This window comes from Bacillus capparidis, assembly GCF_017832095.1.
Classification (GTDB): Bacteria; Bacillota; Bacilli; order Bacillales; family Bacillaceae; genus Bacillus; species Bacillus gobiensis.
In genome coordinates this window covers 1,275,364-1,287,756 of sequence record NZ_JAFDST010000001.1, presented here as the reverse complement: position 1 = coordinate 1,287,756, position 12,393 = coordinate 1,275,364, and the positions used below count along the sequence as shown (strand labels likewise).

The 12,393-nt window shown below is 36.3% G+C and carries 11 protein-coding genes and 1 pseudogene; 7 read left to right on the top strand and 5 right to left on the bottom strand.

Features of this window, described 5'->3' with window-relative positions:
- Positions 1 to 10 precede the first annotated feature (10 nt).
- Genes JOC74_RS06625 through JOC74_RS06610 form a run of 4 tightly spaced genes read left to right on the top strand, consistent with a single transcriptional unit; the run spans position 11 to position 4,783 of the window.
- Positions 11 to 2,242, top strand: coding sequence for a prenyltransferase/squalene oxidase repeat-containing protein (locus JOC74_RS06625; protein WP_053603536.1), 2,232 nt, complete (start codon positions 11 to 13; stop codon positions 2,240 to 2,242).
- Between the two features lie 42 nt (positions 2,243 to 2,284).
- Positions 2,285 to 3,346 (top strand): dTDP-glucose 4,6-dehydratase, encoded by a 1,062-nt coding sequence (gene rfbB, locus JOC74_RS06620; RefSeq protein WP_053603535.1) that lies wholly within the window; start codon positions 2,285 to 2,287, stop codon positions 3,344 to 3,346.
- Entirely contained in the window at positions 3,343 to 4,239 is an 897-nt protein-coding gene (rfbA, locus tag JOC74_RS06615) for a glucose-1-phosphate thymidylyltransferase RfbA (RefSeq protein WP_053603534.1), read from the top strand. Before rfbB ends, rfbA begins: the two co-directional genes overlap by 4 nt.
- 13 nt (positions 4,240 to 4,252) lie before the next feature.
- Positions 4,253 to 4,783, top strand: coding sequence for a chorismate pyruvate-lyase family protein (locus JOC74_RS06610; RefSeq protein ID WP_053603533.1), 531 nt, complete (start codon positions 4,253 to 4,255; stop codon positions 4,781 to 4,783).
- A 130-nt stretch (positions 4,784 to 4,913) separates the two neighbouring features.
- Here the strand turns inward: JOC74_RS06610 and JOC74_RS06605 are convergent, their stop codons facing one another.
- Positions 4,914 to 5,741 carry an aldo/keto reductase gene (locus JOC74_RS06605; protein WP_053603532.1) on the bottom strand — a complete coding sequence of 276 codons (828 nt, stop codon included), beginning with the start codon at positions 5,739 to 5,741 and terminating at the stop codon, positions 4,914 to 4,916.
- Positions 5,742 to 5,980: 239 nt separating this feature from the next.
- Here JOC74_RS06605 and JOC74_RS06600 point away from each other — a divergent pair, with 239 nt between their 5' ends.
- On the top strand, positions 5,981 to 6,562 hold the full coding sequence (locus tag JOC74_RS06600; protein ID WP_053603531.1) for a DUF6518 family protein: 582 nt from the start codon (positions 5,981 to 5,983) through the stop codon (positions 6,560 to 6,562).
- A 145-nt stretch (positions 6,563 to 6,707) separates the two neighbouring features.
- Positions 6,708 to 7,673 (top strand): annotated as a pseudogene (locus JOC74_RS06595) (NAD(P)H-dependent flavin oxidoreductase).
- 332 nt (positions 7,674 to 8,005) lie between these two features.
- On the opposite strand, the gene JOC74_RS06590 reads toward JOC74_RS06595, so the two are convergent.
- Complete coding sequence (locus tag JOC74_RS06590; RefSeq protein WP_053603530.1) at positions 8,006 to 8,260, bottom strand: helix-turn-helix domain-containing protein; 255 nt, start codon at positions 8,258 to 8,260, stop codon at positions 8,006 to 8,008.
- A gap of 168 nt (positions 8,261 to 8,428) precedes the next feature.
- Between JOC74_RS06590 and JOC74_RS06585 the strand changes: the two genes are divergently transcribed.
- Entirely contained in the window at positions 8,429 to 8,617 is a 189-nt protein-coding gene (locus tag JOC74_RS06585) for an SPOR domain-containing protein (protein ID WP_053603529.1), read from the top strand.
- 533 nt (positions 8,618 to 9,150) lie between these two features.
- On the opposite strand, the gene JOC74_RS06580 is transcribed toward JOC74_RS06585, so the two are convergent.
- The 3 genes from JOC74_RS06580 to JOC74_RS06570 form a co-directional block, all read right to left on the bottom strand.
- Positions 9,151 to 9,612: a CarD family transcriptional regulator gene (locus tag JOC74_RS06580; RefSeq protein ID WP_053603528.1), complete on the bottom strand. Its 462-nt coding sequence runs from the start codon at positions 9,610 to 9,612 to the stop codon at positions 9,151 to 9,153.
- A gap of 213 nt (positions 9,613 to 9,825) precedes the next feature.
- On the bottom strand, positions 9,826 to 10,734 hold the full coding sequence (locus JOC74_RS06575) for an acyl-ACP desaturase (RefSeq protein ID WP_053603527.1): 909 nt from the start codon (positions 10,732 to 10,734) through the stop codon (positions 9,826 to 9,828).
- Between the two features lie 547 nt (positions 10,735 to 11,281).
- Complete coding sequence (locus JOC74_RS06570) at positions 11,282 to 11,659, bottom strand: SET domain-containing protein (protein ID WP_053603526.1); 378 nt, start codon at positions 11,657 to 11,659, stop codon at positions 11,282 to 11,284.
- Positions 11,660 to 12,393 lie beyond the last annotated feature (734 nt).

The following is a 12,393-nucleotide window of genomic DNA, read 5'->3' as shown; positions in this document are numbered from 1 at the left end:
GGTGTGAAACATGTCGACAGTACTGACAGCAGATCCAATAAAAGAATTCTTAATCAAGCGTCTGTATGACAAACAATGGAACGGGTTCTATACAGCAATCGAAGGCGAAGATAATATTGTCTGTGATGATAAGCGTTTGGAAGATCAAATCTTTGCTCTCATTGCGCTTGCCGAAGCAGGAGCAGAAAAAGATTCATTGCAAGAGATGGTGAGCATTTTAAATAAGTTTTATGATGATTCGACGGGGTCTTTTCATGAAATGATTGATAGATTTGGTATTGTGCATAGTGTAGGAAGAGTTAGGCACACGCATATTCAACTGTTGGCATCCTATGGTTTGTTGAGATTAGGTGAATATGTAGAGGATGAAATGCTGATCCAAAAAGGCCTATCGCTCTTTCAGCTTATCAATGAAAAAGTTCTATCTAAGAACGCGCCTTCGATTTTGAATGAGCAATTAAATGAACCTATTAGTTATGACAAATCGGTTTTAAGTTTTATTTACGGGATGTTCGCTGCAGAAAAGGCCTTTCAGATCACAGAAGATCAAGAGTATAAAAATCTTTTGAACATCTTTGTGAAAAACTTGGCATACTTTGAAGATCAAGATTTCGGAGGATTGTACGAAAATTTGCTAATTGATCAAACACCGATGAAAAACAAGGGCAAAAAAGCATTTTCCCATGCAGCTGCGGCATTAGCATTCATCAAAGCTGGGCGTTTATTAGAAAATGAAGAGTTATTTGAAAAAGCGAAGCAGTATTTTATGTATATCACTGACCGTTTTAAGCATCCGTTTTTGGGCGGGTATTGGAATAAAAGCGATGTATCAGGAAAAGTGAAGGTCGACCCGCTTCAATCGTATTACGGAAATGAAGAATCTCCGTTTCCAGTGAAATTAACTATGGATCAGACGTTGTTACTATTATGCGCCGATCAATTGCATCAGTTATATCCTAATGAATCTTTTCAGATGCTGACTCAGGAGTTGGCTTCGGAAGTCAGCCGGTTTATTGATGAGTCCGGCGGCGTATTCATCGGTCAGGGCAATTGGTTTTCTACACCAGTAGACCCGACAGTCCCTCTCATTCGTCATTTTATGGTACCGCATCATACAGCCGGGGCGTTCTACGCTGGCAATACGGGTTACCTTCCGCTCCACGAAAAGCACACGAAAACCCAAGCTCTCACCTTGCTTTGTTACAGTCTGAGTCAATCTATCGTCCCAGGACGCAACACCACAACAGAGTATAAGAAAAAATCACCTCTTGATGTAAAGCAATTGGATTTTGATTTAACAAAGGTTTCATATGGAAAAGAAATGAATTTGCAAATTGATAAAGCTCTATATTTATCTTGGCTGAGTAAGACAAGATCAGGTTCAGGATTCGGACTCACGCCTTACCGGTCACCTTTGGGCTTTCGTTCTGATACTTCTCCACAAAACTTTTCAGCCTTGCATGTTGTTTCAGATCTTACAGTAATGGGTGAAGAGATCACAGAACAAGACAGAGAATCGATTCTGAAAGGAATGTTTGATTGCCAAAATCAAGATGGGGGCTTTGCAGAGCAAGCGGGCCATTTGAGTGAGGTGTTCACCACTTATTGTGTCGTCTTGACTGCTTTCATCTTAGGATCAAGTGTACCGAATAAAGAAAAATGCATACAATTTATTCAAAATTGCCAAAATTCTGATGGTGGATTTGGAAATTCGAAAGGTTATCCAAGTGACGTGTGGCATACAAATTTAGCGGTATTAGCTTTACACGCACTAGGAACGAAGCCATTAGATGAAGCGGAATGTTTAGTTTTTTGTGCTTCCTGCCAAAACGATGACGGAGGTTATGGTGTAAGGCCGAATGCACCTTCAGATACCTTTTCAGTTTTTCGTGCAGTCGACACCATCCTGGTTTTAGAACATCAACCAGCTGAATTAAACAAGACCATCCAATGGCTGCAAAGCTGTCAGACAGATACTGGAGGATTTATGTACAAGCCGGGATCGGTCGAAAGTTTTGTTGGAAGCTATCACGCGATAGCCGCCCTTTACCTATTGGGAGAATTGCCAAAGAAATTGGAAGAATGTAAAACCTGGCTCAGTCAGCACCAGTCTAAAGACGGCGGATTTTCAAGAGCGATTAACGCACCGTCTGATACGACAGATGAAGGATTTATCTGTTTGCAAGCCTCTTATATGCTTGAAAGAAATCTAAATCCTTATTGGGTTGCGATCATTACGTAATAAATCAAACTGCACATACGAATTCCAAAAGGAGGAATTATAGTGATTTATTTAGTAACTGGCGGGGCGGGCTTTATCGGAGCAAATTTTTTAAATTATATTGTCCCCAAGCAAAAAGATGACATCTTTATAAATATAGATAATCTTGGCTATTCCGGGAATTTACTCAATGTTGAAAACATAGAAAGCCACGAAAATTATCATTTTAGAAATGTCGATATTCAAGATTATAATGGCTTGAAACAAGTATTCAGTGAATGGAACCCTGATGTCATCATTCATTTTGCAGCTGAAAGCCACGTTGACAGAAGCATTCTAAGCCCTCTTCATTTTATGAAGACAAATATTCTTGGCACATTCAATTTGCTGGAGCTGGCAAGGAATTTTTGGAAAGATAAAGAACACTGCCTTTTTCATCATGTAAGCACGGATGAAGTATATGGGAGTTTGAAAGAATCAGGGTATTTTACTGAAACAACTCCTTATCATCCCAACAGTCCTTACTCTGCTTCAAAAGCAAGCAGTGATCACTTAGTGCGTGCTTATTTTCATACGTATGATTTGCCGGTGACAATTTCAAATTGCTCAAACAATTATGGTCCCTATCAATTTCCTGAGAAGCTCATTCCGATGACACTTTCCAATTTTCTAAACGGAAAACCTATACCTATATATGGAAACGGGCAAAATATTAGAGATTGGCTGTACGTGGAGGATCATTGTCAAGCGATATGGCACATCATTCACAATAGTGAGGTCGGAGAAACTTATAATGTTGGTGGCAACAACGAATTGACGAATCTTGAAGTCGTCCGTGTGATTGCCGATAATCTTTCAGCATTCACAGGGGTTGACTCATCAAGATATTTAGAACAAATAACTTATGTGAAAGACAGGCCTGGACATGATTTCAGATATGCGATTGATGCAAGCAAAATCAAAAATACATTAGGCTGGTCTCCGGAAGAAACGATTGAATCCGGAATGAAGAAAACCGTTAAATGGTATTTGGACCATCAAGATTGGATAGAAAAAGTCAGCTCTGGCGATTATCAAGGCTGGATCAAGCTTAATTATTCTAATAGAGAGGTGGGCAATCGATGAAAGGAATTTTATTAGCAGGAGGGAATGGCACCCGTCTTTACCCTCTAACAAGAGTGACGAATAAACATTTAATGAGCATTTATGACAAGCCAATGATTTTTTATCCGTTATCTACGTTAATGCTGGCTGGCATTCGGGAGATCGCTTTAATATCATCACCAAAAGATTTACCGTCCTATAAACAATTGCTCGGAAGCGGTGAACATCTGGGACTTTCAATCACTTATATCGAACAAGAAAAACCAGAGGGAATTGCTCAAGCCTTCACTCTTGCTGAAGACTTTATTAACAGAGATTCTGTATGCCTTACATTAGGCGACAATATTTTTTACGGGGACGGTTTCTCTAAATTGTTGAAGGATTGCACAGAATTAGAAGAGGGGGGCATCGTGTTCGGCTATCAAGTGAATGACCCTGAGCGATATGGAGTCGTAAGCTTTGATCAGGCAGGCAATGTAATTGATATCGAAGAAAAACCTCAAGTCCCTAAATCTAATTATGCCATCCCTGGTGTGTATTTTTATGACAATAAAATCGTTGACATTGCCAAAGGACTGACTCCTTCCGCTAGAGGCGAGCTGGAAATCACCGATGTCAACTTGTATTATTTGCAAAGAGGTCAGCTGAAGGTAAAGTTATTTGGCCGCGGAAGTGCCTGGCTTGATACAGGAACGCCCGATAGCTTGTTAGATGCAAGCAATTTTGTCGGAACGTTGGAAAAAAGACAAGGAAACAAAATTGCCTGCTTGGAGGAAATTGCGTATAAAATGGGTTATATCTCAATAGATACGTTAACGAAAAATATTTCCGCCATGCCTAATGGAACCTATAAAAAATATCTTGCGCAAATCCTGAAAAATGAAACAGCAAGCGTTGCCGCTGTAACATCATAAAGGAGGGCACGGCATGAGCACGACACAAAAAGAACAAAGCGTTCTGCTTGAACCTCTTTTAAATGTGCTTTTAAAAATTGACGGTTCGACAACATTAGCGTTGGAAAGCATGACTCAATCTGAACTGGAGCTGCAATTAATCAGCCATACGGTCGTTCCGGAAGAACAATTGCCTCCAGAGGTGAAAATAGCATTTACCGGTAATGGACCGTTTATCAAAAGAAGAACCAGTTTAATGATCGGTAATGAGATGATCTCTGAAAACATCGTATATTATGATTTGTCTCTTTTCTCAAACGGTTTATCGATTGACTTAAATAATGGTGAAGTACCTATTGGAAAGTTAATTAAAAGTACAGAGTATCGAAGAGACATTTTGTTTAGCGGATGGATTAGTCCGCAACAAATCAAATCATTTGGATTTACGATCGGCAAGAGATCTCCTTTGAAAAAATACAAGATCGTGAAAAACAATTCATGCTGGTTCTATATCTATGAACTTTTCAACACAGATATCATTTATCAAAATCTCAGCCCATCATGATAAGTGGGAGCTGCCTGTGAGACAGGCAGCTTTTTCATTTTTAGCTATTTTAGATTTATTTGTTCAATCCAGCGGTGTTTCAAAAATGAATGATAAAATGCTTAATAATGCGAATGAAATCATTCTCCACTTATCCAAATACTAAATGAAAGTGATCAGGATGCGGTCCAAACCGGCGATTTTCGTTTAATTTGTTAATTGAAACAATATCTTCATTATTAAGTGAGAAGTCAAAAATATTAAAATTTTCCTTGATTCTTTTAGGGTTTGAAGATTTAGGTATAGGAATGATTCCTTTGTGCATATGCCACTTAAGGATAACTTGTGCAACTGATTTATTGTATTTTTCAGCTATAGCCAAAAGAGAACGATCGTGTACAAGACTGCCTTGCCCTAATGGACTCCATGCTTCTACTTGTATGTTTTTGTTTAGACAATAATCGTGTAAATTATTTTGGACTAAATAAGGATGATATTCAATTTGGTTGATCACAGGCAGCACATTACAATTGGAAATCAGTTGATCCAAATGGCTGATTTGGAAATTACATACACCGATGGCTCTGATATATCCTTCTTCATATAATTTCTCCATCGCTCTCCAGCTATCTAAAAATTTATCTTGAACAGCCCAATGAATTAAGTATAGATCCAAATAATCAAGCTGAAGGAGCTTCATGCTTTTCTTAAACGCCTGCAATGTAGATTGATATCCTTGATCTGAATTCCATAGTTTAGTAGTTATAAATAGTTCTTCTCTCGGCAGGACGAGATTCTTAATTGTTTTCCCGACTTCCTTTTCATTCCCGTATGCTGCTGCGGTATCGATTAACCTGTAACCTGTCTCATAAGCGTGAGAGAGAGTCGTTTCTACTTGATCTTTGTTCCTGACCTGCCATAAACCGATTCCTGTTGAAGGGATAACTACATCATTATTTAGTACTTTTACGTTTTCCATTTATTCTCCTCCTTTTGAATCTTTGTTATATTTAGAATAATTCATTTTGCAATCATAAAGAAGATTTGTATTTATCATAGTATTAATAACAATAACTACACATACACCTTTCATTTGCTTTGGTGAATATTGTGTAATCGTGGACGAGGAGGTCTTTGTATTTGTTTAAAAAAGAAACTTTGAACAAAATAAGGGGAGAGCAATTGGCTTCAGCAACAATACAGTAAAAGACTTTACAATTGCTGTCATTATTTGCTTTAGGCATGCTTCTTGGCTTTAAAGCCAAATATAGCGATACGATTCCGTCAAACGGGATAATTGGAAATGTATGGTGTGTTATCAGTGATATAACCACCAGATTAGGTATATGGATTCTGTTGGCTACAATTATTGCTGTATGGAGCAGGAATCCGAGAATTGGAGCGTTAAAAGTTTTTGTATTCTTTGTCGGAATGCTGTTGATATATTATATTTTTTCAATGTGGTTATTTGGTTTTTTCCCAACCTATTACTTTATCCGTTGGGGTCTAATTGCGTTAGCATCGCCAATAGGAGCCTATATCGTATGGTTTAGCAGAGGAAACGGATGGATTGCAGCGTTATGTGCCGCACTGCCTATTAGTTTGTTAGTTTCAGAGGGCTATCCGTTTTTTTATATGTTTGTAATCACTCTTGGGTTTGATATCTTGGCAGTAATCATATTATTTCTAGTTTTAAAAATGAATAAGAAACAATGGTTGCGAGTCATTACTTCGGTATTACTCATAGAGTTTATACTTATAAAATCAAATGCACTATCATACATATTTGGCGGTCTATAAGAGATAAAATATCCACCACAGATTCAAGAGATTAGTAGATATAATTGTTTTTTTATGAAGATTTGATTAATCAAGGTTAGTGTGAGCTTACCTTTTGAACAGGTGTAGATTATTTTTTAGCAAATAATTAAGGGAGTGTCAGCAATTGAAAACACGAGTGACGAAAATATTGGGAATTCAATATCCGATCGTACAAGGAGGTCTCGCTTATTTAGCCTATGCCGACCTTGCAGCTGCGGTTTCTAATGCTGGAGGGCTCGGACAAATTACAGCGATGTCTCTAAAAGACCCGGAAAAGCTTCGAAATGAAATAAGAAAAATACGAACATTGACCAATAAACCGTTTGGTGTCAACTTCGCCATTGGCAGACAGTATGAGGAATCTTACGCCGACCTTCTCGAGGTTGCCATTGAAGAGAAGGTACCTGTTATCTAGATCACCGGGGCAAACCCGACACCGATTTTTGAACGGCTGAAAGATGAAAACATCCGTACACTCGTTTTGGTTGCAAACACTAGACAAGCGCAAAAAGCTGAAAAACTTGGCGCAGATGCCGTAATGGCTGTAGGGAATGAAGGAGGCGGCCATTTAGGATTGGATGAAGTTGGAACAATGGTTCTCATACCGCGAGTCGTTGAGTCAGTATCCATCCCTGTGCTGGCAAGCGGAGGAATTGGAGATGCAAGAGGATTCTTAGCAGCACTTTCACTCGGAGCAGAAGGAATCGAAATGGGAACCCGCTTTATCGCCACGAAAGAATGCGTTCATGCTGGGGATGTGTACAAAAACGCGATTATTGAAGCTAATGAAACGGATACTGTAATCATCAAAAAGAGCTTGCGATCACCGGGTCGCGTTCTGAGGTCAGATTACACTGAGCAAATAATTGCCCGGGAAAAAGCCGGTGAAACCTACGAAGATTTAAGAGAGGTAATCAGCGGAAAAGCTAATTGCAGCTACATTTACGAAGGAAACGAAAAAGAAGGATTCGGATGGGCAGGACAAGTCATCGGCCTGATCAACGATATTCCAACTGTAAAAGAATTGATTGATGAGATAGTGACCGGTGCTGAAAAAGGGAATAAGCGCTTGAATCAGATGTTTGATTAAAGAGAACAGCCCTACCACATTAGAGTGATGGGGCTAACAAAAAAGTATTCGTAAGTATTATTCTAAGAGATTGCAAATAAATTGAAAAGCCCTAATTCGGGCTCTTTTTTAAATCAGTTTATCGTTCACAAGCATAATTATCTTTATCAAGATCCATTTAGAGTGATACGCTGGATGGGAGCTTGCTATAAATAAATGGAGTTGAACACCCATAATTTTCAAATGTGTAGGTTAATATATCTGGGTCAAAAACCCTATTTTTTAAATAAAAAAATTCACTTAGTTATGTATCATCTATATGCTGGGTGAACTGAAGCCCAGGGATTTTTGCATTATTTCTTTTTCTGTTCATCCCCAGGCTTACGTCCTCTTTCAGCTTCGAGCAACCATTCTAGCATCTTGATTTTCTCTTCCTTAGTAAATTCTCCATCGCTTGCTGCCACTTTTACTTCAGGATTGTCGACTATTCTTTCTGCAGTTTGACGATAACTTTCGCCTCTTATAAGGTAATCAGTTGATACCTCGAAGAAATCCGCGATTTTCAATAATGTATCATAGTCTGGTTTTCTTTTATCTCTTTCGTACATGCCTATAGTGCTTTCCGAAGCTTTTAAAATTTTACCTAACTCTTTTTGAGTTATTTTTTATCATTTCTAAGCGCTCTTATACGCTTTCCTAAAGTCGACATTTTACATTTGCCATACATCAGCTCCTGCCATTTTGATCGAGGTATGTTTTATTGATAGCAAAACGATATGAAAATCCTAAATACAAAAATGAACGATATTGCTAATGCGATTGTAAAAGCAACCACTGGCAAGTCTGTTCATGAGTTAAGACCACCAAAGAAAGACGATAATAAAGAGGAATTGTATAAGGTTCAAACGGGTGCATTTAAAGATAAAGAAAATGCAGAAAAACTAACCAAGGAACTTAAAAAGTAAGGCATTTCTTCGTATATTACAAAAGAGTAATCAAAAAAGCCCTTCCGTTTGGAGGGACTTTTAAAATGGATAAATGGTTTCTAGTTCTAGAAATTCCGTCATTTTTTATCGTTGACCATATATTTAGATGTTGCCAACTCGCGTGCTATTCACTGTCACAGTGGATGTAAGAAATTCTTAAAGATAGAGGTGAGATTGATTGTTTTTTTCTTCTAGAAATAATCACTTAGATATACCTAAAACAATGAAAGCCCTACCTCTCTTCCATCCTTACGGCTCCTTGTCCGTGCCAGTGTGAATCGGTATTACAAATATCAAGTGATTATTTTATCGAGTTTTTTGATAAAACTTCAAATGTTCGTAGAAGAAGTTTAAATAATAAAAATGGATTAGATTGTAGAAATAACAAAAGAGGTAATGTTCTAAAAGTAAGTTGAAGAAGTTGAATGTTTTGAAATGATTTACTTTTAATCATAATATTACCGAAAAATTCAGAATATTTGTTGGGATGAATACATTATCTATAATTAACCTTAACAGAAACTTTTTATTTGTTTTTCAGTAATTCCTTTAATTACTTCCAGTTCACTAATCAAAAATTCATATGCATTATCCAACATTTTTTTTTCGCTTGCATTAAGTGCTTTTTCTTTCTTCATGCGCATTAAATCACGTACAACTTCAGCACCTTCCTGTAGTTCACCCGTTTTTATTTTGTCCGTGTTTACTTTATACCTTTGTTTCCACGGTAGAAATCTATCTGATTCTCCATGCTGAAAAATGTGTATGATGTGTTTTAATGCAAGTATATCAGTAACTGGTCGTATACTTGAACTCAATATTTTACGCGTTGGAATCATAACTTGCATATTACTGATTGACATTTTTATGACATAATACTGTTGTTTTTCCCCTGAGAATTCTTTTTCTTCTATGGCTTCAATTATACCTACTCCGTGCATTGGATAAACAATGTTATCGCCAATTTGAAACATAATCCACCTCCATATATGATCCTTTTTAAGGTTACCACATATGTGTTTTTTTATCAAATATTTAATATTATCATGCGTTTATCTTTGGTGTCAATAACTTTTTCTTTGAAAATCAGATCAAGCAAAAACAATATCAAAAGAATAGGGAACGTGTCGGATTCCCAATAAAAGGGAAGGTCAATTGTTCCGTGTATATCCTGAAACCTCGGCTAATTAACATAGATCAGTTTTTCCTTGAAAACGACCAAATCGATCCCGTATTTTTTTCAACCTTGCGTGGTACTCCAAAATCTCAATTCTTGCTTTTTCAGCTAGAGGTGCAATTGGTCTTAAGTTTTTTAACCCCCAATAATCAACTACTACATCAAGTACTTGATCAAAATATTGCAGTGGCCCATAGTTAGCTTCTTTTGCAATCACAGCCATTCGATTTTCAAAATCAGGCATAACAGCACCTGGCATTTTAAAATTCATAATCACATTGGCAATATGATAGCAATAATTAGGTTCCAATTCCAAATGTATTCGAATGACATCCCGGTAAAATGCATAATGAAGAGTCTCATCTTTGGCAAGACGGCGTAATAATGTAGCAAGATCTGGATCATGCTCACTTGAAACCTTGGCTACATTATTGTAAAACACCATCGTTGCAAGTTCTTGTAGCGTCGTATATGTCATCGCTTCGATTGGCGTATGAAAATCAGGCTCAAATCCACCCTCAACGACTGACTTTCTTAATTCATGTAATCGTTTAGGATTCACACTCCGAGTGAGTAGTAAATATGTCTCCAATAAATTCGAATGTTGATCCTCTTCTGAAGTCCAAGTATGAATAAAGTCTGTAATAACAGAAAGGGACCCTTTAAAAGTCGCAGATAAATAAGTTGTAAACCATGGCAAATTCACTTCTGTTAATAAAGCTGTTTCAATGGCTGTAATTACACCAGAAGGAAGAGTAACTTGACTTTCGTCCCAAGGAACTCTTTTAAAGTCCATTCCCTTATCCCAAGGTAAAAACTCATGATAACCCCAGTCTATCTTTTGCGCTCTTATTTTATGTTGTTCATACAGTTCTTTTAAACGTGGTTCTAATCGGAAATCTAAATCATTTGTTAGCATATATAAGTTCCCTCTTTTCTTATCATTGATAGTCATTCTATTTCTACATTCATTTTTATCCTTAAAAATTTTCTATAAATATTACTTTCCTTTTTTTAAGTCAAAAATAACAAATTTCATCAAAACTCTATAAGAACCCTTTATTTCTATATGATATTTTTCATATCAAAAGGGAAACCATTACGTATATTGTGATTTTTATAAAAAGGGTTCTGAGGCATGCGATATGTTGTTTAGCCTAAATAAAAGAAAGAGCGTGTTTTGATCAATTTTTTTTCAAAACACGCTCTTTCTTTTTGTTCGTTTATCAAGGTTATTAGTATCAAATTGATCAAACATTATTCTAAAGCAACACATGATCAATTATGACAATAAAGAAATTAACAACAATGCTTTATAAAAGTCTTTATCTAAAAATCTTGTACAAGCTTTATTATAAACCATTAATTGGTAATTTATCTGATTTGTACATTAATAAAACTGGCTAACCTTATATTACGATTGGGCGCTTTCTTTAAGAGAGGATGCGCTTGATTATTTTTTTATTTTAAACCTTATTAAACCAAAGTGGGTCATTGTCATCAACATCGCCATTATAGTTTATTAGAATTTCTTCTCCTGCTTTTATATCTGTAAAAGCATAGTATACAAACGTGTGATTTGTAAAATTAATATCATAAGTTGCATTGGGTTCATATGAATGGTTAAACAGCATTCCATAACCAAGAACGACTGCAGTGTGGTTTATTCCATACTCAAAAACGTAATCAGTGAGTATTGTTTGTTCAATGTATTTATGCTGGTCGTTAGGATAAGGAATGACAGGTGCTTCATGTATAAGTTCCCCTTTTTCTATATCGCATGTAGCGAATACCCCTCTATTAAATTCTCCATTACTTAGTGTAGAGGCTTTTACCTCAATCAAATTAAGTCACCTACTCATCTTTTATGTTTTCTATCTAATTGTACCTCAACTTTTAATTGAACAAGTTAATAATACATTTATTGTTTACTTTAGTAAATTGTTATAGAAAAGAAATATATTATTTACAATTATTGTTTAATAAAAGAAGAAATCTATACTGTAATTTATCAATATAATGGATGTGAAAAGAGTTTTCTTTTTTATTCAACAATAGGGCGCTTTCCTGTAACAAGGGTCAGCGCTTATTTCTGTTTTAAGACCAGATTGTTGAACAACACCTTTAAAGAAAACTGGGTATTTATTTTAAAATATAGATGAGATTGTGAAGGATTGTACGTGAACGGGCGAGAAAGGTTGAAGAAGAATTCATGGTCAAATCTAAAACACCTCCTACCAATGAAAGGTGTTTGTTATTTGTCTTTTGAAATCTTTTCTATTCTTCTGTAATCATTAGGTTTTCAATATGATTTTGTCATAAGTTTTTGGTATGACGCAAGATAAAGTTACACTAATGTCTGCGGTTCTGAATAAAAGGAAGTTACTCCACCATTCGTACCTATATCCTTAATAAAAAGCTGATGCAAACCTGCCTTTTGATGTAATCCTTGATTTTTATCACAAGTCTTTGGAATAAAACAATATAAACCTTTATTTTTTAACTATGCTATACTTGTACCATGCGTAGAATATTGTATATTCTGAAAAAAATTACATTTTCTAACTTATAGGCTTCT

Coding starts and splice junctions, on each gene's coding strand:
- JOC74_RS06590 (WP_053603530.1), bottom strand. CDS start 8,260: ATGTACGAAAGAGATAAAAGAAAACCAGACTATGATACATTATTGAAA.
- JOC74_RS06580 (WP_053603528.1), bottom strand. CDS start 9,612: ATGTTTCAAATTGGCGATAACATTGTTTATCCAATGCACGGAGTAGGT.
- JOC74_RS06625 (WP_053603536.1), top strand. CDS start 11: ATGTCGACAGTACTGACAGCAGATCCAATAAAAGAATTCTTAATCAAG.
- JOC74_RS06610 (WP_053603533.1), top strand. CDS start 4,253: ATGAGCACGACACAAAAAGAACAAAGCGTTCTGCTTGAACCTCTTTTA.
- rfbA (WP_053603534.1), top strand. CDS start 3,343: ATGAAAGGAATTTTATTAGCAGGAGGGAATGGCACCCGTCTTTACCCT.
- JOC74_RS06585 (WP_053603529.1), top strand. CDS start 8,429: ATGAAAATCCTAAATACAAAAATGAACGATATTGCTAATGCGATTGTA.
- JOC74_RS06605 (WP_053603532.1), bottom strand. CDS start 5,741: ATGGAAAACGTAAAAGTACTAAATAATGATGTAGTTATCCCTTCAACA.
- JOC74_RS06575 (WP_053603527.1), bottom strand. CDS start 10,734: ATGCTAACAAATGATTTAGATTTCCGATTAGAACCACGTTTAAAAGAA.